This window comes from Streptomyces sp. rh34, from assembly GCF_002551245.1.
Lineage (GTDB): Bacteria > Actinomycetota > Actinomycetes > Streptomycetales > Streptomycetaceae > Streptomyces.
Genome location: NZ_NTGZ01000033.1, coordinates 1 through 23330, shown reverse-complemented (window position 1 = coordinate 23330; position 23330 = coordinate 1). Strand labels below are relative to the sequence as shown.

The following is a 23330-nucleotide window of genomic DNA, read 5'->3' as shown; positions in this document are numbered from 1 at the left end:
CGCAGAACACTCGCCCGGAGGTGGCTTCCATGCCCGCAGTGACCGTCGACAACCCGCTGACCCTGCCCAAGGTGGCCGCTTCGGGTGACGCCGCAGCCCGTCCCGTCCTCGCCGTCACGACCGCGCCGAGCGGATTCGAGGGTGAGGGTTTCCCCGTCCGCCGCGCGTTCGCGGGGATCAACTACCGGCACCTCGACCCGTTCATCATGATGGACCAGATGGGTGAGGTGGAGTACGCCGCAGGCGAGCCGAAGGGCACCCCCTGGCACCCGCACCGCGGCTTCGAGACGGTCACGTACCTGATCGACGGGACCTTCATCCACCAGGACTCCAACGGTGGCGGCGGCACCATCGAGAACGGCGACACCCAGTGGATGACCGCCGGGTCGGGCCTGCTGCACATCGAGGCCCCGCCGGAGTCGCTCGTCATGTCCGGCGGACTCTTCCACGGCCTCCAGCTCTGGGTGAACCTGCCCAAGGCCGACAAGATGATGGCCCCGCGCTACCAGGACATCCGCGGCGGCGAGGTCCAGCTGCTCGCCTCCCCCGACGGCGGCGCGCTGCTCCGGGTCATCGCCGGTGAACTCGGCGGGCACGAGGGTCCTGGCATCACCCACACCCCGATCACGATGATCCACGCCACCGTCCGGCCCGGCGCCGAGGTGACTCTGCCGTGGCGCGAGGACTTCAACGGCCTCGCCTACGTCCTGGCCGGGCGCGGCTCGGTCGGCGCGGAGCGCCGCCCCGTCACGACGGGGCAGACCGCGGTGTTCGGGGCCGGCGGCTCGCTGACCGTCCGCGCGGACGAGCGGCAGGACGGCAACACCCCGGACCTGGAGGTCGTCCTGCTCGGGGGCCGCCCGATCCGGGAGCCGATGGCGCACTACGGGCCGTTCGTGATGAACAGTCAGGCCGAGCTGAAGCAGGCCTTCGAGGACTTCCAGGCCGGCCGCCTGGGCACGGTCCCCGCGGTCCACGGCATGTGACCCATCCCGCCGCTTCCGTCAGGTGACTCCCCGTCACCCGTACGGGGGCGGCGGACGGGCCGGCCGCAGCACACCGTGATCGGGTGGGAGGGTGCCCGCACCCAAGCCCCTCCTCCCCGAGAGCGCCCGCCGCGCGGCCGCCTGGTGCGGTGTCGTCCTGCTCGTCGTGGGTGTCGCCGCCGTCGCGATCTGGCTGGTCGTCGTCCTCAAGACCGCGGTCACCCCGGTGCTGCTCGCCCTGCTCGGCACCGCGCTGCTCGGACCCGTCCACCGGTGGCTCATCGCCCGCAGGCTCAACCGGTCGCTGGCCGCGGGGCTGACCTGCGCGGCCCTCGTCGCGGTGGTCGGGGGCGCCGGATACATCGTCGTCACCGCCCTCGTCGACTCCGGTGCCCAGATCGTCGACTCGCTGAAGGACGCCGGCCAGTGGGTCGTGGACCATCTGGACATCGCCGGGGCCACGGACGTCGACGACCTGGCCGACAACGCGAAGAACCTGTTCGAGAAGTTCGGGGCGAGCGCGGCGGGCGGTCTGCTCAGCGGCATCAGCCTGGTCGGTTCGCTGGTGGCGACCAGTGTGCTGGCCCTGCTGCTGACCTTCTTCTTCCTGCGCGATTCGGACCGGGCGGTGAACCTGGCCCACTCGGTGGCCCCGCGCGGCACCGGGGACCTGGTGGAGGCCATGGGCCGCCGGGCGTTCGAGGCCGTCGAGGGCTTCATGCGCGGCACCACGTTCATCGCCCTGATCGACGCCGTGTGCATCACGGTGGGCCTGCTGATCCTGGACGTTCCCGGCGCGGTGGGGCTCGGCGCGCTCGTGTTCGTCGGCGCGTACATCCCGTACCTCGGGGCGTTTCTCTCCGGCGCGGTGGCGGTGCTGGTGGCGTTGGCCGACCGGGGGTTCGTGATCGCCCTGTGGGTCCTGGGGGTGGTCCTCGCGGTCCAGGTGCTGGAGGGCCATGTGCTCCAGCCGATGATCCAGAGCCGTACGGTCCAGATGCACCCTGCCATGATCATGATCGCGCTGACGGCGGGGGCGAGCGTGGCGGGCCTGCTCGGCATGCTGCTGGCCGTGCCCCTGTGCGCGGCGGCCTTCGGGGTCCTGGGCGAGCTGCGAAACGGCTTCGGGCCTTCTTCCGGGCCGCCCGGCGGCGTTCCCGGCGATCCTGACCCCGGTCGGCCAGGCGGTGGTCCCGGCCCGGTCGGCAGTCATCCCAGCCCGTCCGGCGTTTGAGGACGGAACCGTTACGGGGGGCGGGCCCGAGGGCTCCGGACGCCAGGGCCGAGAGGGCCGGGGAGCGCCAGGGCCGCGAGAGGTGCGGGGGCCTCAGGGGCTCAGGAGGCCGCGGCCTCCGCCAACTCCCCCGGCTCGTCCGATTCGTACAGCTCGAACCAGATCGACTTCCCCTCCCCGCGCGGATCCACCCCCCACGCGTCCGCCAGCATCTCCATCAGCACCAGACCCCGCCCGCTGGACGCCATCTCGCCCGGCCGCCTCTTGTGCGGCAGTTCGTCGCTGGCGTCGGCGACCTCGACGCGCAGCCGCCGCTCCCCCTGTTCACCGGAGACCTCCGCCACCATCAGCGCGTCCCCGTCCGTGTGGACGAGCACGTTGGTGGCCATCTCGGAGACCATCAGGACCGCCGAGTCGACCTGCTCGGGATCGCTCCAGTCGTGCAGCAGTTCGCGCACGAGCTGCCGGCCGACCGAGATCCGCTCGGGCTCGGCCTGCGCGATGGTCATGACGCTGCGGCGGGGCGGCGTCTCCCGGGCGGAGATGCTCTCGCGCCGCAGCACCAGGACCGCGATGTCGTCCTCCCGCCGGTCCGCGAGCGGCCCCGTCGTGTAATGCGAGGTCGGCCCGTGCACGGCCTGGACCAGGGCGTCGGCCAGCTGTTCCAGGTCCTCGGCGGGCTCCTCCAGGACCGGGCGCAGCCGGTCCCAGCCGGTGGCCATGTCATGCCCGCCGGTCTCGATGAGACCGTCCGTGCAGAGCATGATCGTCTCGCCGGGCTCCAGGACCACCCGGGTGGTGGGGTAGTCGGAGTCCGTCTCGATCCCCAGCGGCAGCCCGCCGGCCGTCTGCCGGATCACCGCGGTCCCGTCGGCGCTGATCACCACCGGGTCGGGGTGGCCCGCGCGGGCGATGTCCAGGGTTCCGGCCTCCGGGTCCACCTCCGCGTACAGGCAGGTCGCGAAGCGCGGCGTCGCGGGTTCCGCGTCGCCCTCGACGCTCTCGTACGCGTCGGTGAGCCCGGACAGGAAGCGCGAGGCCCGGGAGAGCACGGCGTCCGGGCGATGCCCCTCGGAGGCGTAGGCGCGCAGGGCGATGCGGAGCTGGCCCATCAGCCCGGCGGCCCGCACGTCGTGGCCCTGGACGTCGCCGATGACCAGGGCGATGCGGCCGTTGGGCAGCGGGATCATGTCGTACCAGTCGCCGCCCACCTGGAGCCCGCCGCCGGTCGGTACGTACCGCGCGGCCACCGTCATGCCGGGGATCTCCGGACCCAGGGTCGGCATCATCGAGCGCTGGAGCCCGAGCGACAGCTCGCGTTCCGTCTCGGCCACCCCGGCACGGGCCAGGGCCTGGGCGAGCATGCGGGCGACCGTCGAGAGCACCGCGCGCTCGTCCGGGGAGAACGCCACCGGATGCCGGAACGCCGCCATCCAGGCCCCCATCGTGCGGCCGGAGGACACCAGGGGCAGATACGCCCAGGACTGCCGTCCGAAACGCCGGGCGAGCGGCCAGGAGGCCGGGTAGCGGCGGCGGTACTCGTCGGGGGAGGGGAGGTAGATCGCGCGGCCGGTACGGACGACCTCGGCGGCCGGGTAGTCGGTCTCCAGGGGCATGTCGGTGAAGGGCTCGTCGTCCCCCGCGCTGTGCCCGTGGTGCCCGATGACCGTCAGCCGCTCCCCGGCGGAACCGAACACCGCGAGACCGTCCGGGGAGAAGCCTGGCATGGAGAGCGATCCGGCGACCCGCAGCACCTCCGCGGTGGACCGGGCCTCGGCCAGCGCCCGCCCGGCGTCCAGCAGGAACGCTTCCCGGGACCGCCGCCAGTCCCCGGTGATCGGCGTGTGGGCGGCGTCGGTGGAGCCGGGCTGCGGCTCGGCGACCTCCTGGAGCGTGCCGAAGAGCACATAGCTCCCGACGTCCCGGTCCGGCGGGACGACCGGCTTGGAGCGGCTGCGCACGGTACGGAGGACCCGGCCGCGCTCGTCCACGATCCGCAGCCGCGCCTCGGCGAGGGTGCCCTCGGCGACCGCGAGGGTCACCACCGCGTAGATCTCGTTCCAGTCGACCGGGTGGAAACGGGAGCGCACCGTGGACTCCCGGTAGCTGCCGGGCTCGGCGGGCAGCCCCAGCAGCCGGGCCGCCTCCGCGTCGAGCGTGACCGTGCCGGCTGCGTTGTCCCAGCGCCACAGGCCCGTCGCGATCGCGGCCAGGACTTCCTCGGTGCGCATTGCCCCACTTTAGGAAGATGTGCTCGGCGGACGCCACCGAGGGTCCGCCGCCTGCTCCGGCACCCGGCCGGGGCCGCTGCGTCATCGGAAATGAAGCGTCACGTCCCCGGGCGGTAGCCTGGGGACGCTCGATCCACCCTTAGGGGCCCTGATCCGCCGGGCACCCCCGAACCGCGAAGACTGGATGAACGACGATGCATCGGTACAGGTCCCACACCTGCGGCGAGCTCCGCGCCTCTGACGTCGGCACCGACGTCCGGCTGAGCGGCTGGCTGCACAATCGCCGAGACCTGGGTGGCATCCTCTTCATCGATCTGCGCGACCACTACGGTCTGGTGCAGCTCGTCGCCCGCCCCGATACCCCCGGCAACGAGGCCCTGGCGAAGCTCACCAAGGAGACCGTCGTCCGGATCGACGGCAAGGTCTCCGCGCGCGGCGCCGACAACGTCAACCCGGAGCTGCCGACCGGCGAGATCGAGATCGAGGTCACCGAGGTCGAGGTGCTCGGCGAGGCCGGCCCGCTGCCCTTCACGATCAACACCGAGGACGGCGTCAACGAGGAGCGGCGCCTGGAGTACCGCTTCCTCGACCTGCGCCGGGAGCGCATGCACCGCAACATCATGCTGCGCTCGGCCGTGATCGCCTCCATCCGCTCCAAGATGGTGGCCCTCGGCTTCAACGAGATGGCGACCCCGATCCTCACCGCGACCTCCCCCGAGGGCGCCCGTGACTTCGTCGTCCCGTCCCGGCTGAACCCCGGCAAGTTCTACGCGCTGCCGCAGGCCCCGCAGCAGTTCAAGCAGCTGCTGATGATCTCGGGCTTCGACCGCTACTTCCAGATCGCGCCCTGCTTCCGCGACGAGGACGCCCGCGCGGACCGCTCCCCGGGCGAGTTCTACCAGCTCGACGTCGAGATGTCCTTCGTCGAGCAGGAGGACGTCTTCCAGCCGATCGAGAAGCTGATGACCGAGCTCTTCACCGAGTTCGGCAACGGCCGTGAGGTCACCTCGCCGTTCCCGCGCATCCCGTTCCGCGAGTCGATGCTGAAGTACGGCAACGACAAGCCGGACCTGCGCGCCAAGCTGGAGCTCGTCGACATCTCGGACGTCTTCGCCGACTCCGGGTTCAAGGCGTTCGCCGGCAAGCACGTCCGCGCGCTGCCGGTCCCGGACACCGCGGGCCAGTCCCGGAAGTTCTTCGACGGCCTCGGCGAGTACGCCGTCGAGCACGGCGCCAAGGGCCTGGCCTGGGTGCGCGTGGGTGAGGACGGGGCGCTGGCCGGACCGATCGCCAAGTTCCTCACCGAGACCGACGTCAAGACGCTCACCGAGCGCCTCTCGTTGGTCCCGGGCCACGCCGTCTTCTTCGGCGCGGGCGAGTTCGACGAGGTCTCCAAGATCATGTCGGCGGTCCGGGTCGAGGCCGCCAAGCGCGCCGGCCACTTCGAGGAGGGCGTCTTCCGGTTCTGCTGGATCGTCGACTTCCCGATGTACGAGAAGGACGAGGAGACCGGGAAGGTCGACTTCTCGCACAACCCCTTCTCGATGCCCCAGGGCGGCCTCGCCGACCTGGAGGAGAAGGACCCGCTGGACATCCTCGCCTGGCAGTACGACATCGTCTGCAACGGCATCGAGCTGTCCTCGGGCGCCATCCGTAACCACGAGCCCGAGCTGATGCTCAAGGCCTTCGAGATCGCCGGTTACGACCGCGAGACCGTCGAGCACGAGTTCGCGGGCATGCTCCGCGCGTTCCGTCTCGGTGCCCCGCCGCACGGTGGCATCGCCCCGGGCGTCGACCGCATCGTGATGCTGCTGGCCGACGAGCCCAACATCCGCGAGACGATCGCCTTCCCGCTCAACGGCAACGCCCAGGACCTGATGATGGGCGCTCCGACCGAGCTGGACGAGAGCCGCCTGCGCGAGCTGAACATCCAGCTGCGCAAGCCGGTCGCCGCGAAGGGCGCGGGCGCGTCGGAGAAGCCCACGGAGAAGTAGGTCCGGAGAAGCGGCCCTCGCGGCTCCTCCCGCTCTGCGGATGTTTCACGTGAAACAGCCCCCGGTCACTCGATCGGGGGCTGTTTCGTCGCACGCGGCGGAAAGCCGGTGAGCAGCGGGGCTACGCGGTCAGGGCTACGCGGTACAGCCGGATGGCCCCGGATCGGGTTCGGCCGGGCCGGGCCCGGCAAGGACTGGCACCGAGACACCCCTCTCGCACCCCGCCTTGTCGCGTCGCGCCGTCCGCCGCCACCCGAGGAGTCCGCCACCGTGTCCGTCCCGCGCCGCCCGCCCGCCCTGCTCGCCGCACCGCTCCTCGTCCTGGCCCTGCTGCTCACCGGCTGCTCCTTGGGCGCCGCTCCCGCGAAGGCTCCCGGAGGAGTTCCGGGGCTGGGCGCCGCGGGCCCGGAGTCGGGCGGCGCCTCCGTACGCCGGGCGTCGCCCAGCCCGGAGCCCACGCCGAGCCCCGTCGAGATCCCCGGCCTGGGACCGGAGACCCTGGCCCGGATCCCCGCCGAGACCCGGCAGGTGTTCGTCGTGACCGGCGAGGCGGCCGACTCCAACCAGTCGAGCGCCGTCCTGTACAGCCGCGAGAGCCCGGCGAAGGGCTGGCAGCCGGTCGCGGGACCCTGGCCGGCGCACAACGGCATGGAGGGCTGGACCGACCACCATGTGGCGGGCGACCTGAGGTCCCCCACGGGCGTCTATCCGCTCACCGACGCGGGCGGCCGGCTCCCCGACCCGGGAGCGCTTCTGCCGTACGACGAGCACCCCCGGTTCGCGGTGGACGGCGAGGGCTTCTTCGGAGAGCCGCTGGAGGGCTCCTTCGACTACGTCGTCGCGATCAACTACAACCGCACGGAGGGAGTCAGCCCCCTGGACCGCACCCGCCCCCTCGGCCTCGAACGCGGCGGCGGCATCTGGATCCACGTCGACCACGGCGGCCCCACCCAGGGCTGCGTCTCCATCCCGGAGGCGCGTATGGAGGAGCTGCTGCGCACGCTGGACCCGGCCAGGAAGCCGGTGATCGTGATGGGGGACGCGGAGAGGCTGGGGCGGTGAGGCGCTGATCGGGCGTACGGGCAGAGCCCCTGGCCCGTCCGCTGAAGACGTTCCCGGTGCGAGTGACCCGGTGGCCCGGTACAGGAGGAGGTCGTGGTGAGCGTGGCCGAGGACCGCGTCCTGAGGCAGGACGTCTTCGAGGAACTGGCCCGCAGCGCCATACGTGCTGAGGAGGCACTGCGACCGGAGTTCGTGAACGGGGCCCGACGGTGTGCGCTACGAGCAGGTCGTCACCGTGCCGTACGGCAAGACCGTCACCCTCCCCGACCCGGTCGGGATCGAGCTGGACACCGAGCCACTCAAGAGCTGGGTGCGCTGACCCGGAGCCGGAACGCGAGGAGCCCGGGACCGCTGTTCACGGTCCCGGGCTCCTCGCGTACGTACGGGAGGCGTTACGCCGGCTTCTCCTCCAGGCGCGGGAACAGCACCGCGCCCTTCGTCACCGTCGCGCCCGCGGGCAGCACGCCCCAGGTGCCGGCGTCCTGGACCCGCTGGTCGGCCAGCGCGCCCAGGGACTCCTCGGCGCCCAGGGACTCCCAGAGCTTCTGCGAGGTCTCCGGCATCACCGGGTTCAGCAGGACCGCGACCCCGCGCAGGGACTCGGCGGCCGTGTACAGAATGGACGCCAGGCGGGCCTGGCCCTCCGGGCTGCTGTCCTTGGCCACCTTCCACGGCTCCTGCTCCGTGATGTAGCCGTTGACCTGCTTCACGAAGTCGAAGACCGCCAGGATGCCGGACTGGAAGTCCAGCTCCTCACCGATCTTCCGGTCGGCGGTCGCCACGGCCTTCGCCAGGCCTTCCCGAACCGCCCGCTCGGCGTCACCCGCGGCCGTCGCCTCCGGCAGCGCACCGCCGAAGTACTTGCCGACCATCGCCGCGACCCGCGAGGCGAGGTTGCCGTAGTCGTTGGCCAGCTCGGAGGTGTAGCGGGCGGTGAAGTCCTCCCAGGAGAACGACCCGTCGCTGCCGTACGCGATGGCCCGCAGGAAGTACCAGCGGTACGCGTCCACGCCGAAGTGCGAGGTCAGGTCCTGCGGCTTGATGCCGGTCAGGTTGGACTTGGACATCTTCTCGCCGCCGACCATCAGCCAGCCGTTGGCGACGACCTTGCCGGGCAGCGGCAGGCCCTGCGCCATCAGCATCGCGGGCCAGATCACCGAGTGGAAGCGGAGGATGTCCTTGCCGATCAGGTGCACGTTCGCCGGGAACGTACCGTCGAACTTCTCCTGGTTCGCGCCGTAGCCCACGGCCGTCGCGTAGTTGAGCAGCGCGTCGACCCACACGTAGATGACGTGCTTGTCGTCCCACGGCACCGGGACGCCCCAGTCGAACGTCGAGCGCGAGATCGACAGGTCCTGGAGACCCTGCTCGACGAAGTTCACGACCTCGTTGCGCGCCGACTCGGGCTGGATGAAGCCGGGGTTCGCCGCGTAGAACTCCAGCAGCTTCGGGCCGTACTCGCTCAGCTTGAAGAAGTAGTTCTCCTCCTTGAGGAGCTCCACCGGCTTCTTGTGGATCGGGCAGAGCTTCTGCCCGGCGAACTCGCCCTCGCCGTCGATCAGATCGCCGGGGAGCTTGTACTCCTCGCACCCCACGCAGTAAGGGCCCTCGTACCCGCCCTTGTAGATCTCACCCTTGTCGTACAGGTCCTGCACGAACTCCTGCACACGGTCGGTGTGCCGCTTCTCCGTCGTCCGGATGAAGTCGTCGTTGGCGATGTTGAGGTGCTCCCAGAGGGGCTTCCACGCCTCCTCGACGAGCTTGTCGCACCAGGCCTGCGGAGTGACGTCGTTCGCCTCGGCCGTGCGCATGATCTTCTGACCGTGCTCGTCCGTGCCGGTGAGGTACCACACCTTCTCGCCGCGCTGGCGATGCCAGCGCGTGAGCACGTCGCCTGCGACGGTCGTGTAGGCGTGGCCCAGGTGAGGAGCGTCGTTGACGTAGTAGATGGGGGTCGAGACGTAGTACGCCTTCGCCCCCTGCTTCTCGGATCCAGTGGCCGCCATGGTCGAAATCCTAACGGCCAGATCAAGATCCACTCACATCGATAAACGCGACCCCCGTACGGGCGGAGCAGCGGCCTCCGGTGGAGAGCTTTGCGAAACATCCGTTCCCGTAATGGTTCCCGTAGGAAAGTCGCATCCTGGGAGGGAGCGGACAAGCGTGCACGAGGCAGGGGACACCACCATGCGGGTACTGGTCGCCGAGGACGAGGAGATCCTCGCGGAACTGGTCGCCACCGGACTGCGCCGGGCCGGCTTCGCGGTCGACACGGTGTACAGCGGGGACGCGGCCCTCGCCTACCTCGGCCTGTACGACTACGACGTCGTCGTGCTCGACCGCGACCTCCCCCGGGTGCACGGCGACGACGTGGCCCGCCGGCTGGTCGCCTCCGGCTCCCGCACCCGGATCCTGATGCTCACCGCCTCCGGCACCATGGAGGAGCGGGTCGCCGGGCTCGATCTGGGGGCCGACGACTACGTGGCCAAGCCGTTCGAGTTCCCCGAGCTGGTCTCCCGGGTACGTGCCCTGCGCCGGCGCAGCGCCAGACCCGTGCCGCCCCAGCTGGAGCGGCACGGCATCCGGCTCGACACCGTACGCCGCTCAGCGGCCCGCGACGGCCGGGATCTGGACCTCTCGCCGAAGGAGTTCACCGTGCTGCAACTGCTCCTGGAGGCCGACGGCGGCACGGTCAGCGCGGAAGAGCTGCTGGAGAGGGCCTGGGACGCCAACGCCGATCCGTTCACCGGGGCCGTGCGCGTCTGTATGAGCAAGCTCCGCGCCAAGCTCGGCGAGCCCGCGCTGATCCGCACCGTGCAGGGCGTCGGGTACGCCCTGTGAGGCGGCCGTCCCCGCTGCGGCGGCTGGTGGACGCCTCGAAGCTGCCGCACTCGACGATCAGGACCCGGATCGCCCTCGTGTACGGCGGTGTCTTCCTGGTGCTCGGCACCGCCCTGCTGGCCACCGTCAACCTGGCCTCCCGCGCCGGTACGGAGACCGAGGCGCGCTCCATCGCCTCGTCCGCCGCGGTCGCCCAGCCGGGCTACGCGGTGAACGGTCCGCTGATCTCCCGCCGGCACCTGGGGCCGCCCACCGTCTACGACCTCACCGACAACGTCAGCAACGCGGCGGGGCAACAGCTCCTGTACTGGTCGGCCGCCGCTCTGCTCGTGATGACGGGCTGCGCGGTCGCGGTGGGCTGGTGGACCGCCGGGCGGGTGCTGCGCCCCATCCACGACATGACCGAGAAGGCCCGCCGGCTCTCCGCGCACACCCTCCACGAGCGCATGGCGCCCACCGGCCCCGACGACGAGCTCAAGGAACTGGGCGAGACGCTGGACGCCCTGCTGGCCCGGCTGGAGAAGGCGTTCGACAGCCAGCAGAGATTCATCGCGAACGCCTCGCACGAGCTGAGAACCCCGCTGGCCACCCAGCGCGCCGCGATCCAGATCGGCCTGGACGATCCGTCCCCCGAGGACCTCGTGACCACCCGGCAGACCCTGCTGGACACCAACCGGCGCAGCGAGCGGCTCATCGAGGGGCTGCTCGTGCTGGCCCGCAGCGAACGGGGGCTGGCCGCGGACGAGCGCGAGGCGGTGCGTCTCGACCACGTGGTCAGGGAGGAGGCGGCCCGCCGTCCGGCGGTACGGGGCGCGGGCGGCGGTCCGGAGGGCCGGGGAGCGGACGGAGGCGGTCCGGGGGGCGGCCGGGGGCCGGGCGGCGGACCGGCCGTGAACGTCGCGGTGGCCGCCTGTTCCGTGCGCGGCAACCGGCTGCTGCTCGCCCAGCTGGTGGCGAACCTGCTGGCCAACGCGGTCACGTACAACGTGCCGGGCGGCTCGGTGGAGGTCTTGCTGACCGGGGAGGGGGCGCTGCTGGTGCGCAACACCGGACCGGTGGTCTCCGAGGCCGATATCGCGGGGTTCTTCGAGCCGTTCCGGCGGGGCGAGGGCCGGGACCGGATGGGCCCGGGGTCGGGCCTCGGGCTGTCGATCGTCCGGTCGATCGCGGTGGCCCACGGCGGAACGGTCACGGCGATACCGGGCCCGGAGGGCGGCGGTCTCGCCGTGACCGTACGGCTGCCGGTCGATCAGGCCTCGGGGCCGGCCGGGCGCGCGGCGGTCCAGGCCGGCAGCCCGGCGAGGATCTCGCGGTAGAGGTCGGCGTCCGCGATCTCGCGGGGCGCCGGTCCGGCGTGGAAGAAGCCGGTGTTCGGGGCGTCGAGCTTCCGCAGGAAGTCGAAGCCCTTCGCGTCCTGCTCGCCGAAGGCGACGAACTGGAAGAACAGCGGCAGCCGCGCCGCGTCCGTGAGGGCCTGCCGGGCGGCCTGCTTGGCGTCCGGCGGGCCGTCCGTCTGGAAGATCACGAGAGCCGGACCGGTGGCCTTCGTCTTCTCGTAGTGCGCGACGATCTCCTCGACCGCACGTTCGTAGTGCGTCCGGCCCAGTCGGCCGAGGCCCGCGTGCAGCTCGTCGACGCGCCCCTCGTGGCCGGAGAGCTCGATGGCGCCGGTGCCGTCGATCTCCGTCGAGAAGAAGACGACCTGCACGGTGGCGTCCTCGTCCAGGTGCGCGGCGAGCGCGAGCGTCCGGTCGCCCAGGTGCTGGGCGCTGCCGTCCTTGTAGAACGGCCGCATCGAGCCGGAGCGGTCGAGCACCAGGTAGACGCGGGCGCGGAGTCCGGTCAGCCCGTGCTCCTTGAGCGCTGTCTGCGCCGCCTTGTACGGGGCGACGAGCTGCGGAGCACGCGACTTGACCCGCGCGAGCGCGGTGGCGGGCTTGCCGGGGGCGGCCTCCGGTGCGGTGACGACAGGGTCGGGTGCGGTGACGGCCGGCTCCGACGCGGCGGCGACGGGCTCCGGTGCGGCAGGGGCCGCCGGGGTCTCCGCGGCGGACGGCGCCTCTGCGGTCTCCGGCGTCTCTGCGGCTGCCGGTGCCGGTGCCGCTGAGGCCTTGGCTGCCTCCTGGGGCGCCTCGGGTGCCTCGGTGGTGGCCTGAGGTGCTTCGGGGGCGGCCTCAGGGGCCGCGATCTCCGCTGCTTCGGGGGCGGCTTCCGCTGCCGGCTCCGGTTCCGGCTCGGCCTTCGGCTCCGGTGCGGGCTCCGGGGTCTCGTCGAGGTCGAGGTCGATCGTGATCGGCTCCGGCGTCGGCTCGGGCTCCTCGGCCTTGGCGGGCTCCTCGGCTGCCACCGGCTTCTTGGGCTCGACGGGCTCGACGGGAGCCACCGGCTCCTCGGGCTGGGCGGCTTCCTCGGCGGTCACCGGCTCCTGGGGCTTCTCCGCCTTCGGAGCGTCCTCCGGGGCCGACTTCTGCGCGGGGACGGTCGGCGGCGTTGGCGCGGCGGCCGCCTTGTCGAAAGCCTCCGCCACGAGGTCGGCGGCCCGCGAGTCGTCACGCTCCGTGGAGTCGGAGGCGGGGGAAGCCGTGGACGCGGCGGAGGGCGTCTCCGCGGCGGACGAGGCAGGGGACGAGGCGGGGGACGAGGGCGAGGCCGGGGCCGGGATCGACGCCTTCGCCTCCGTCGCGGGCTCGGCCGCCGAAGTGGTCTCCGGCTCCGGCTCCTTGGGCTGAGTGCGCTCGGCCTGGGGCGGGACGGTGGCCGTGGTCGGCTCGTCCTGCTCCGTGCGGCCGAACACCTTACGCAGCAAGCTCCGAATGCCCATGGGCGAGGCCTTTCGCATGAGTTGGGTGCGGTGAATGTCCGACCTGGGTGAATTCCTCCCTGGCCAGGACGGATACGTAAGGTTAGCGGCCGGATCCGGCCGTTCGCCGGTGCGGCCCACCCCTGCGTCAACCGAGCCGAAACCGTTCCCGGACCGAGTCCGCGACGGCGTCCACCACCGACACCCAAGGGAACAGCGGTGTCCCGGACTTCACCCGCCGTTCACCGGGAGTCCCTCGGACCGCGTGGAGGCACACATACCGTCACGCACGACACCAGACGGAGGGAATCCACGTGCGCAATCTGCTGCCGTTCATCAGCTCGCATCCGGGTGGGCGTTCCGCGCTGACCTGCCGCTTCCGCTGCGGGGACGCCTGCTTCAAGGAGACGCCCAACAACAGCGACAACGAGTACGCCGGCGACATCATCGCCGGTGCCGTGTCGCGCCGCTCGATGATGCGCGCCGCCGCCGTGGTCACCGTCGCCACCGCCGCCGGTACCGCGGCGCTGACCGGCCCGAGCGCCCCGCAGGCCGAAGCCGCCGCGCTCGCCGGGCACGGGCACAAGCCCGGCCACCCCCACAAACCGGCCCCGTCCGGTGCGCGTGGCCTGCGGTTCTCGCCGGTCGCGCCCAACAAGGACGACAAGGTCACCATCCCCGACGGGTACGCCCAGAACGTGGTGATCCGCTGGGGCGAGCCGATCCTGCGCGGCGCGCCCGCCTTCGACCCGGACAAGCAGACGGCGAAGGCCCAGGCCGGCCAGTTCGGCTACAACAACGACTTCCTCTCCCTGCTCCCGCTGCGCGGCGAGCGCGGCCGGCAGGTCATGGTCGCGAACCATGAGTACACGGACGAGATCCTCATGTTCCGCGGTTACGATCCGGCCAACCCGACCCGTGAGCAGGTGGAGATCGCCTGGGCGGCGCACGGACTCTCCGTGGTCGTCGTCCAGGAGGAGCACCGCACCGGCAAGCTCGGGCCGGTCAACCGGCACCCGCTGAACCGCCGTCTGACCGCGACCAGCGAGTTCCGCATGACGGGCCCGGCCGCGGGGAGCGCCCTGCTGCGCACGTCCGCCGACCGAACCGGCCGCAAGGTGCTCGGCACCCTCAACAACTGCGCGGGCGGCACCACTCCGTGGGGCACCACGCTGCACGGCGAGGAGAACTTCAACCAGTACTTCGCCCACGGCAACACCGACATGCACAAGCGGTACGGGATCGGCACCGGCGGCACCGAGCGCAAGTGGGAGCAGTTCGACCGGCGGTTCGACCTGGCGCAGGAGCCCAACGAGGCCAACCGCTTCGGCTGGGTCGTCGAACTCGACCCGTACGACCCGGACTCCACCCCGCGCAAGCGGACCGCGCTGGGCCGGTTCAAGCACGAGGCGGCAGAGCCCCGGCTCACCTCCGACGGGCGCCCGGTCGTCTACATGGGCGACGACGAGAAGTTCGACTACCTCTACAAGTTCGTCTCCAGCAAGCGGATGCAGAAGGGCAACTCGCGGGCCGCCCGCGAGCACAACCTGACGCTGCTGGACGAGGGCACCCTGTACGTCGCCAAGCTGACCGGCGACTCACCGGTCACCGAGATCGACGGCACCGGAAAGCTGCCCGACGACGGGGAGTTCGACGGCAGCGGCGTCTGGATCCCGTTGGCCACCGGCACCACTTCGCATGTGCCCGGCATGACCGCCGACGAGGTGTACGTGTACACGCGGCTCGCCGGTGACAAGGTCGGCGCGACCAAGATGGACCGCCCCGAGGACGTCGAGCCCTCGCCGCGCACCGGCCGGGTGTACGTGGCGCTCACCAACAACACGGACCGCGGCAAGGCGGGCAAGGCCGGTGCGGACGAGGCCAACCCGCGCAACAACAACAAGCACGGGCAGATCCTGGAGCTGGCGGAGAACTGGGACGACCCGACGAGTGACGGATTCGCCTGGCGCCTGTTCCTCGTGGCGGGCGACCCGGACGACCCGTCCACGTACTTCGCCGGTTTCCCCAAGGAGAACGTCAGCCCCATCTCCTGCCCGGACAACGTGGCGTTCGACGACCACGGCAACCTGTGGATCTCCACGGACGGCAACAAGCTCGACTCGCACGACGGCCTGTTCGGCGTGGCGACGCAGGGTGACCGGCGTGGCGAGCTGAAGCAGTTCCTGACCGTCCCGGCCGGGGCCGAGACCTGCGGCCCCGTCATCCAGGACCGTCGCGTCCTGGTCGCGGTCCAGCACCCGGGCGAGATCGACGGGGCCTCCGTGGAGAAGCCGGCGAGCATCTGGCCCGACGGCCCGGGCAAGATCGTCCGCCCCTCCGTCGTCGCCGTCTGGCGGAAGGACGGGCGCGACATCGGCGTGTGAGGTCCGGCGGGCGGGGGCTTGATGCCTCCCGCCCGCGGCCCGGTCCGCACTAGAGTCGAGGGCATGGTTTCCGGTGACGCGCCGCAGGCGGAGGGAAGCGTCCGGGTCGACGTGTGGATCTGGTCGGTCCGGCTGACGAAGACCCGTGCCCAGGCGGCCGCCGCCTGCCGGGCCGGACATGTGAAGGTCGGCGGCGAGCGGGCCAAGCCCGCGCAGGCCCTACGCGTCGGCGACGAGGTGCGGCTCCGGCACGCGGGGCGGGACCGGGTGGTCGTCGTCTCGAAGATCGTGAAGAAGCGGGTCGGCCCGCCGGTGGCCGTGGAGTGCTTCGTCGACAACAGCCCGCCCCCGCCGCCCCGCGAGCTCGCGATCCAGGTCCCGGTACGGGACCGGGGCGCGGGTCGTCCGACCAAGCGCGACCGCCGGGAGATGGAACGTCTTCAGGGGCGCCCACCGGAGAGCTGAGGCCACGGCGCGGCCCGGTCGTGCGGCTCCCGGATGTGCCGCTCCCCGCTCGGTGTTTCACGTGAAACACCGAGCGGGGAGCCTCCGGTCCGTCCTGGGGGCTGTGGTCAGCTCTGATACCCCTCCACCTCGTCGGCGGGGCGGCCGCCGGCCGCGGACCGCCCGCCCCGCAGGAGCACCCGGGCCAGCACCGCCCCCACGAGCAGGACCGCACCGACCGCCAGCACCGTCCACACCGTGGTCCGCAGCGAGGCGGTCAGGGCGTCGACCACCGCGGCGGCCGTGTCCCGGTCGCTGTCCGGCGTCTCCTCCAGCACCCGGCTGCGGCCGACCGCGACCAGCACCCGGAGCACGATCGCGCCGAGCACAAACCCGGCTCCTACGGTCGCGGTGGCCCACAGCCCGGCCCGCAGCCCGCGCCGTACGGTTGCGATCCCGACCACCAGGACGAGGAACACCAGGGTGGCGACGGCCGGCCAGATGCTGCAGTAGCGCAGCCACCGGAACGAGCTCCTGAGCTCGTCGGCCTGACCGGGGCCGAGTACGGTGATCTCCGTCCGCTCGACCGGGATCTGGTCCGCGAACGGCACTCCGTCGCGCACCAGGTCCTGTTTGACCTGGTCGATCACCGGCGCCAGATCGATTGTCACGGCCTCCCCGCTGTCGCCGTCCAGGGCGGCTGCCACCGCTTTGTGGGCGGACCGGTTCGCGGTGTCCCACGCGTTCCGGAAGGCCTCGGTGGCGGTGAACGACCGCACGGTCTCGTGCAGGAACTCCCGGACCGTGTCCTGGAGCGGGCCGAGATCGATCTGTCGCATCGCCTCCTCGGTGACCAGGTCCGCGACAGTGCTCCGCACCGCCGGGTCGGAGGAGAGCGGCGACACGGCGGCGACGTACCGGTCGGTGTCGTCGATCTCCAGGTCGACCCAGGCGGAGAGCGCGCTCAACGGCACGAGGACGGCGAGCAGAACGAGCAGGACCGCCGAGAAGGCCGCCGTGGTCACCGAGGTCGCCGAGGTCGCCGAGGGTGTCCGCACTCCTCCAGGGAATCCCGTACGGGGCCGGGCCGCTCCGGGCCGTACGCCATTCGAGTTGCCGGGCGGCGCGGTCGGGTGTGCTCTGGAGGAACGGGGAGCGTGCGACGGGGGCGACGGAAGGAGCTGTCCGCGATGGCCACACACGCAGCCATGCCCGGCCGAAGCGGTTCCCGCGCCCATGCGCGGACCCGCCATCACACCCCGCTCGCCTGGGCACTGCCCCTGGTGCTCGGCGTGGTCTACGGGTTCTACGCGGCGTTCATCCGTCGCGACGGCGGCCCCAGCACCGGCGGGCAGGTCCTGCTCGGGCTCGTCTCCGGTGCCGCTCTGGCGGTTCTCTGCTTCGCGGTGGGCCGGATCCAGCGCTCGCTGCCGCGCGAGCTGCGGGCAGCCGTGTACGGCGCGCTGACCGCGTGCGCCATCGGCTTCCTGGTGAGTCTCACCGACACCAGCGTGCTGAGGTCGACCGTTCTGGGGCTGGTGGTCGGGGCGGGCGTTCTCTGCGTCTCGTTCTACGTCTTCTACACGCGGGAGGCCTGAAGCCCGCCCGATGTCCCGGGCCGGCTTCCGGGGCCGGCTCCGGACATCGGGTTCCCGGCGTCTCCGACCGCGTCCGCGGCCGCCAGATTCAATCTGGCGGCCGCGTCCCCGCGTCTGGCGCCCCAGAGGTGAGGGAGCGGAACGGCCGGGGCCGGACGAGAGGTCCCGGGAGGCCCGGGAGGCGGCGGAGGTCGCGGGAGGAGGAGCGAGCGATGACGACGGACGAGAGCGCCGGCGGGGGCCGGGACGCGGACGCGGGAAGCATCCTTCCCCTGCGTGTCGCGGTGATCATCGGCAGCACCCGCGAGGGCCGCATCGGCGACGCGGTCGGCCGCTGGTTCGTGGAGCGGGCCCAGCACCGGAGCGAGCTGGACCTCGCCGTGCTGGATCTCGCCGATTACGACTTCCCCGTGCACTATCCGGGACGGGCGACCGGGCAGATGACGGAGTTCACCGAGGAGATCGCCAGGGCCGAGGCCTTCGTCGTGGTCACCCCGGAGTACAACCGCTCGTTCCCCGCCTCCCTGAAGCAGGCCATCGACTTCGCCTACGAGGAGTGGCAGACCAAGCCGGTCGCCTTCGTGAGTTACGGGCACGGTTCCGCCGGGCTGTACGCCGTGGAGCAGCTGCGTTCGGTCTTCACCGAGCTGCACACGGTGACCCTGAGGAACGGGGTCGCGCTCGATTTCCTCCGGCAGCCGCTGGAGGGCCACTCCGGCGACACCGGCCGGGACCGGTCCGTGGGTCTGATGCTCGACCAGCTCGGCTGGTGGGGCTGGGCCCTGCGCGAGGCACGCGCCGTCCGCCCGTACGTCTCATGAGCTCCCGGCATCCGAAGCAGATCGCACACTCCCACCGACGACCCACAAGGAATGGATCATGAGCACTGAACTGGCCATCGAGACCACGGGGCTGGTGAAGGTCTTCGGCGACAACCGTGCGGTGGACGGCATCGACCTCGCTGTCCCCACCGGCACCGTCTACGGCGTCCTCGGGCCCAACGGCGCCGGGAAGACCACCGCCGTCCGTATGCTCGCGACCCTGCTGCGCCCCGACGGCGGCACGGCCAGGGTGTTCGGCAAGGACGTCGTGAAGGACGCCGACGCGGTACGCAGCCGGGTCAGTCTGACCGGGCAGTATGCCTCGGTGGACGAGGACCTGACCGGGGTGGAGAACCTCGTCCTGCTCGGCCGGCTGCTCGGGCACTCCAAGCCTGCGGCCCGCGACCGGGCGGCCGAGCTGCTCGAAGGGTTCGGGCTGAGCGAGGCGGCGGGCAAGCAGGTGAAGAACTACTCGGGAGGCATGCGGCGGCGCATCGACATCGCCGCGTCCATCCTGAACACCCCGGACGTGCTGTTCCTGGACGAGCCGACCACCGGACTCGACCCCCGCAGCCGCAACCAGGTGTGGGACATCGTGCGGGCGGTCGTCGCCCACGGCACCACGGTGCTGCTGACCACCCAGTATCTGGACGAGGCCGACCAGCTGGCCTCCCGTATCGCGGTGATCGACCACGGCAAGGTCATCGCCGAGGGAACCAAGGGCGAGCTCAAGGCCTCCGTCGGGGCCGGCACCGTCCATCTGCGGCTCCGGGACGGCGGTCAGCGGGCCGAGGCACAGCGGGTGCTGGCGCTCGCGCTGGACGTGGAGGTCCAGCTGGACGCGGACCCGGTGGCGCTGACCGCCCGGGTCGACGGGCAGAGCACCGAGCAGGGGGCCGCGGAGCAGGCCGGACGGGCCCTGGCCGAGCTGGCCCGCTGCGGCATCACGGTCGACAACTTCTCGCTGGGACAGCCCAGCCTCGACGAGGTCTTCCTCGCACTCACGGACAAGAAGGGAGTGGCGGCATGAGCACCGCGACCGCCAAGACGGAGCTGGAGGGCGTCGCGCTCGCCGCGCCGGACAAGGAACGCCTCTCGGCGCTCCTGGTGGGCCGGGAGCGCCCGCCGAGGCCCAGTGCCCTGTCGGCATCGATGACCTTCGGCTGGCGCGCCATGCTGAAGATCAAGCATGTGCCGGAACAGCTCTTCGATGTGACGGCTTTCCCGATCATGCTGGTCCTGATGTACACGTACCTCTTCGGAGGGGCGCTGGCCGGCTCCACGGAGGAGTACATCCAGTTCCTGCTGCCCGGCATCATGGTGATGAGCGTCGTGATGATCACGATGTACACGGGCATCGCGGTGAACACGGACATCGCCAAGGGCGTCTTCGACCGGTTCCGCACGCTGCCGATCTGGCGGCCCGCTCCGATGGTCGGCTATCTGCTCGGCGACGTTCTGCGGTATCTGCTGGCTTCGGTGGTGATGCTCGCCATCGGCATGATCATCGGTTTCCGTCCGGGCGGCGGTGTGCTCGGCGTGCTGGCCGGTGTCGCTCTGCTGGTCCTGTTCTCGTTCGCGTTCTCCTGGATCTGGACGATGTTCGGGCTGCTGCTGCGCTCCGAGAAGTCGGTGATGGGCGTCAGCATGATGGTGATCTTCCCGCTGACGTTCCTCAGCAATGTCTTCGTCGACCCGAAGACGATGCCGGGCTGGCTTCAGGCCTTCGTGAACAACAGCCCGGTCACCCACCTCGCCACGGCGGTGCGTGAGTTGATGGCGGGCAACTGGCCGGCCTCCGACATCGCCTGGACGCTGGGCTGGGCCGGGGTGCTCATGGTGGTCTTCGGCGCGGTGACGATGCGGCTCTACAACCGGAAGTGACCTGCGGCGGGCCTGCCTGCCCGCGCGGGGGCCGCGGACGTATCCGCCGTGCATCCTTGACCTTCCCCGCAGGGGAAGCCCCAGCATCGGTGGGGCCGGGCGGAAGGCGCCCGGTACGAGGAGGTACGGGGTGGAACGCGAAGGCCGCGCGGTGGACGCCGCGAGCGGAGAGCTGGTGACGATCGGCGAGTTCGCCCGGTTGTCCCGGCTCTCCGCCAAGGCGCTCCGGCGCTACGACGAGCTGGGCCTGCTCCGGCCCGCCCTGGTCGACCCGGTGAACGGCTACCGGTACTACGACCCGGCACAGGGGAGGGGGCCCGGCTTGTGACGTGGCTGCGCAGGATCGGCATGCCCCTGAGCCGGATCGGCCGGGTGGTGCGCGGGCTCGTGCACCTGGGGGACTCGCGGGCCTCCGCTGCGGGGCGGGGAGCTGTTCCGGATCACCCATGACCACAGCCTGGTCCAGTCGATGATCGACGACGGTTCGCTGAGCCGGGAGGAGCCCGCTTTTCACCCGGGGCGTGCACTGCTGCTGAAAGCGCTGTTCGGGGAAGCGCGGCCCGCCCCGGTGGCCGTGGCAGGGGCGGGTGTTCCCGGGGCGAGGGGGCGGGTCAGAGCCGCCAGTCGGGGGAGTGTTCGGGGCGGTAGGCGCAGGTGGTCCCGGTCGTCACGGAGGCCTTCAGGTGGGCCGCCAGTGCGGGGTGCAGGGTGTCCAGCTTGCGCAGGGTGTCGCGGATCCGGGCAGTGACCGTCTTGCGGGCCCGCTCGGTCTGGTCGCCCAGCCGGCGGGTCCGGCCGCCGAGCCCGGCCGCGGTGCGGAGCTGGTCGAGGAGGGCCTGCCGCTCCCGGTCGTACGTCTCGACACCCCGGGCGTCGTCCAGGGCGGCGGCCCGGTCGATCTCGGCGTCCAGCCGGGCCAGGTGTTCCTTGTAGCGGCGCTTGGCCTCCTCGTCGAGCACCGGATCGCCGCCGAGCTGCCCGGCGGCGACGACGAGGTCCCCGCCCTCGGGTGCGAGGAGCCGGACGGCCGGGACGTCGGCGCCGGGCTGCCCCAGCAGGCTGTGCAGGTCCCGCAGGCCCTTGGCGTCCGGGACGTGCACGGTCACCCCGTCCCAACGCAGTTGCCACACCGGCCCGTTCCGCCGGAACTCGGCGGACGGCACGGCCCGGGGCCCTGCCGATGACCCGGCAGCTGTCTCTGCCGCCGCCGACGACCAGGCCGCTGCGCCTGCCGTGCCCCGGTCGGGAGACGTGCCCCGGTCCGGAGCCGCGACCGGGCCCCGGGCCCGCGAGACGGAGGGACCGGAGGCGGGGCGAGGGGCGGCGGGGGCGTCGCTCGCGGTAGTGGCAGGGGCGGCGGTGATGGGCGGGGCCGCGCGGAGGGCTGCGGCCTCGGTCTCCACGTGGGCCAGGGCCAACTCACCCGCCTCCCGCTCCACTTCACCGAGCAGCCGACGGGCCTGCCCGGCGTCACCGGCATCGGCGCTCCCGGCACGGTCCGCCCCAGCGCGGGCCGCCCCGTCATCGGCCGCGTCGGCGCGGGCGATCAGGGAACGGGCCAGGCACAGCCGGGCGCGTACGGCCCAGGGGCGGGCGCCGAGGCGGTCCGAGGAGGCGGCGGCCTCGGTGAGCGCCGCCACCGCCGCGTCCTGGTCGTCGCGGGCGGCGGCGAGCATGCCGAGCCAGAGGTCGACGGGGCCGCCGATGTCGCACCCGTACAGCGAGACGATCCACTGGCCCGTGTAGGGCGTCAGCTCGTCCTCCGCGCGGGTGATGAGCCGTGGGTCGCCCGTGAGCGCGGCCGTCTGGGCCAGCAGCCGGAGCCACAGCGGCATGAACGCCCGAGGGTAGGGGGCGGGGCGGTCCGCCTGTTCGGCGATCAGGCGCAGCGCGGGCGTGGCGTCGCCCTGCTCCACGGCGGTGACCGCCTCCAGCAGTCCGGGATAGGGGTACCCGGCGCCCGGAAGCGCGCCGAGGACCTCCTCGGCCTCGGCGAAGTGTCCCTGGAGCAGATGCAACGCCCAGCGCAGGTGATGCCCCATGAAGCCGAAGGCCACGTGCTCATCGCTCTCGGGGTCGAGTGCTTCGTCCTCCAGCGCGGTGGACGCCTCGGCGAACCGGCCCTGAAGGGAGGCGATCAGACTGGTGTCCACGGCGACTCCCAGGGCGAACCGGGGCAGCCCGGTCAGCTCGGCGAGCCGGACGAACGCCCGGAACTGGTCGATGAAGGCCGGGTCGCCCAGCTCCAGCAGCGCCACCCAGCGCATGGACGTCGCGTGCAGCTCCATGTCCTGGTTCTGGGAGCGCCGGCCGACGACGGTCATCTCGTCGGTCAGCCCGAGCCGCTCCACCGCCGATCCGAGGCCCCACACGGAGTCGTGGCGTGCCCAGAGCGAGAAGGCGAGCGCCTCGTCGTCCGAGCCGCTCCGGGCCAGCGCCATGATGTGGATGGCCAGCTCCTGGGCGAGCCGGTCGTCGGAGAGGCTTTCCTGGCCCTCCTTGCCGGTGAGCCTGCGGTGGGCCTCGGCGAGGAGCCCCATCGTGGGCACGTCGTGGCCGCCCAGGGAACGGTCGCGGTGGAGGGTGATCGCCACCCGGGCCAGCAGCTCCGGTTCGTCCAGCTCCCGGGCCAGGGCGACCGACCGGTCCAGCAGACGCTGCGCCTCGGCCGTCTCCCCCGCGTGCCGGAGCTGTCCGGAGAGGTCGAGACCGATCAGCGCGGCACGCCGGGCCGCTCCCGTCCCATCCGCCGCTACCGTCCCGTGTGCCGCTCCCGGCCCGCATGCCGGGACTCCTCCTGGCCCCTTCGGCCCCGCGGATTCCTCCCGGCCTCCTGGCTCACCCGACACACCCGACTCACTCGACTCGCCGGAGGCCACCGCGAGTGCGCGCCGGTAGTGGCCGACGGCCTCCTCGTCGGCCAGGCGGGCCGCGGCGTCCCGGGCGGCAGCCAGCAGCAGGTCGATCCGGCGGTCGCGGTCCAGCGCACCGCCGGCGAGGTGGGCGTGCCGGGCGAGGGCGCCGGGCCGCACCTGTCTCTTATACACATCT

16 protein-coding genes and 3 pseudogenes are annotated in these 23330 nt (G+C 72.0%); 14 read left to right on the top strand and 5 right to left on the bottom strand.

Annotated elements, in window-relative coordinates; genetic code table 11:
* Window positions 1–29: 29 nt before the first annotated feature.
* Window positions 30–986, top strand: coding sequence for a pirin family protein (locus tag CR470_RS09650; RefSeq protein ID WP_097867154.1), 957 nt, complete (start codon window positions 30–32; stop codon window positions 984–986).
* A gap of 91 nt (window positions 987–1077) precedes the next feature.
* Window positions 1078–2220 (top strand): AI-2E family transporter, encoded by a 1143-nt coding sequence (locus CR470_RS09645; RefSeq protein WP_097867153.1) that lies wholly within the window; start codon window positions 1078–1080, stop codon window positions 2218–2220.
* A gap of 101 nt (window positions 2221–2321) precedes the next feature.
* Here CR470_RS09645 and CR470_RS09640 read toward each other — a convergent pair whose 3' ends face one another.
* Window positions 2322–4451 carry an ATP-binding SpoIIE family protein phosphatase gene (locus tag CR470_RS09640; RefSeq protein WP_097867152.1) on the bottom strand — a complete coding sequence of 710 codons (2130 nt, stop codon included), beginning with the start codon at window positions 4449–4451 and terminating at the stop codon, window positions 2322–2324.
* A 194-nt stretch (window positions 4452–4645) separates the two neighbouring features.
* Between CR470_RS09640 and aspS the strand changes: the two genes are divergently transcribed.
* The 3 genes and pseudogenes from aspS to CR470_RS41280 form a co-directional block, all read left to right on the top strand.
* On the top strand, window positions 4646–6445 hold the full coding sequence (gene aspS / locus CR470_RS09635) for an aspartate--tRNA ligase (protein ID WP_097867151.1): 1800 nt from the start codon (window positions 4646–4648) through the stop codon (window positions 6443–6445).
* A 270-nt stretch (window positions 6446–6715) separates the two neighbouring features.
* The gene (locus CR470_RS09630) at window positions 6716–7507 is read left to right on the top strand and encodes a L,D-transpeptidase family protein (RefSeq protein ID WP_097867150.1); all 792 of its coding nucleotides are present in this window, start codon (window positions 6716–6718) and stop codon (window positions 7505–7507) included.
* 202 nt (window positions 7508–7709) lie between these two features.
* Window positions 7710–7826: pseudogene (locus CR470_RS41280) on the top strand (Uma2 family endonuclease); the annotation flags it as partial.
* Between the two features lie 73 nt (window positions 7827–7899).
* On the opposite strand, the gene metG reads toward CR470_RS41280, so the two are convergent.
* Window positions 7900–9513 (bottom strand): methionine--tRNA ligase, encoded by a 1614-nt coding sequence (gene metG, locus CR470_RS09625; RefSeq protein ID WP_097867149.1) that lies wholly within the window; start codon window positions 9511–9513, stop codon window positions 7900–7902.
* Window positions 9514–9694: 181 nt separating this feature from the next.
* Between metG and CR470_RS09620 the strand changes: the two genes are divergently transcribed.
* The gene (locus tag CR470_RS09620; RefSeq protein WP_218923758.1) at window positions 9695–10348 is read left to right on the top strand and encodes a response regulator transcription factor; all 654 of its coding nucleotides are present in this window, start codon (window positions 9695–9697) and stop codon (window positions 10346–10348) included.
* Window positions 10345–11664, top strand: coding sequence for a sensor histidine kinase (locus tag CR470_RS09615; protein ID WP_097867147.1), 1320 nt, complete (start codon window positions 10345–10347; stop codon window positions 11662–11664). Before CR470_RS09620 ends, CR470_RS09615 begins: the two co-directional genes overlap by 4 nt.
* On the opposite strand, the gene CR470_RS09610 is transcribed toward CR470_RS09615, so the two are convergent.
* On the bottom strand, window positions 11598–13169 hold the full coding sequence (locus tag CR470_RS09610; protein WP_097867171.1) for a VWA domain-containing protein: 1572 nt from the start codon (window positions 13167–13169) through the stop codon (window positions 11598–11600). The two genes, CR470_RS09615 and CR470_RS09610, sit on opposite strands and share 67 nt — an antisense overlap.
* A 293-nt stretch (window positions 13170–13462) precedes the next feature.
* Here CR470_RS09610 and CR470_RS09605 point away from each other — a divergent pair, with 293 nt between their 5' ends.
* Both CR470_RS09605 and CR470_RS09600 read left to right on the top strand, forming a co-directional pair.
* Window positions 13463–15532, top strand: a complete 2070-nt coding sequence (locus tag CR470_RS09605; protein WP_097867146.1) for a PhoX family protein — start codon at window positions 13463–13465, stop codon at window positions 15530–15532.
* A 63-nt stretch (window positions 15533–15595) separates the two neighbouring features.
* Window positions 15596–15997 carry an RNA-binding S4 domain-containing protein gene (locus tag CR470_RS09600; RefSeq protein WP_097867145.1) on the top strand — a complete coding sequence of 134 codons (402 nt, stop codon included), beginning with the start codon at window positions 15596–15598 and terminating at the stop codon, window positions 15995–15997.
* 107 nt (window positions 15998–16104) lie between these two features.
* Here CR470_RS09600 and CR470_RS09595 read toward each other — a convergent pair whose 3' ends face one another.
* A complete protein-coding gene (locus CR470_RS09595; RefSeq protein ID WP_097867144.1) occupies window positions 16105–17034 on the bottom strand; it encodes a hypothetical protein in 930 nt (309 codons plus the stop codon).
* 132 nt (window positions 17035–17166) lie between these two features.
* Here CR470_RS09595 and CR470_RS09590 point away from each other — a divergent pair, with 132 nt between their 5' ends.
* The 5 genes and pseudogenes from CR470_RS09590 to CR470_RS09570 all read left to right on the top strand — a co-directional run.
* On the top strand, window positions 17167–17574 hold the full coding sequence (locus CR470_RS09590; protein WP_097867143.1) for a hypothetical protein: 408 nt from the start codon (window positions 17167–17169) through the stop codon (window positions 17572–17574).
* Window positions 17575–17786: 212 nt separating this feature from the next.
* Window positions 17787–18395 (top strand): NADPH-dependent FMN reductase, encoded by a 609-nt coding sequence (locus tag CR470_RS09585; RefSeq protein ID WP_097867142.1) that lies wholly within the window; start codon window positions 17787–17789, stop codon window positions 18393–18395.
* A gap of 58 nt (window positions 18396–18453) precedes the next feature.
* Window positions 18454–19425, top strand: coding sequence for an ATP-binding cassette domain-containing protein (locus CR470_RS09580; RefSeq protein WP_097867141.1), 972 nt, complete (start codon window positions 18454–18456; stop codon window positions 19423–19425).
* Window positions 19422–20279: an ABC transporter permease gene (locus CR470_RS09575; RefSeq protein WP_097867140.1), complete on the top strand. Its 858-nt coding sequence runs from the start codon at window positions 19422–19424 to the stop codon at window positions 20277–20279. The genes CR470_RS09580 and CR470_RS09575 overlap by 4 nt, the downstream gene beginning before the upstream one ends.
* 130 nt (window positions 20280–20409) lie before the next feature.
* Window positions 20410–20859: pseudogene (locus tag CR470_RS09570) on the top strand (MerR family transcriptional regulator); the annotation flags it as partial.
* 31 nt (window positions 20860–20890) lie between these two features.
* Here CR470_RS09570 and CR470_RS09565 read toward each other — a convergent pair.
* Window positions 20891–23330 (bottom strand): annotated as a pseudogene (locus CR470_RS09565) (ATPase); the annotation flags it as partial.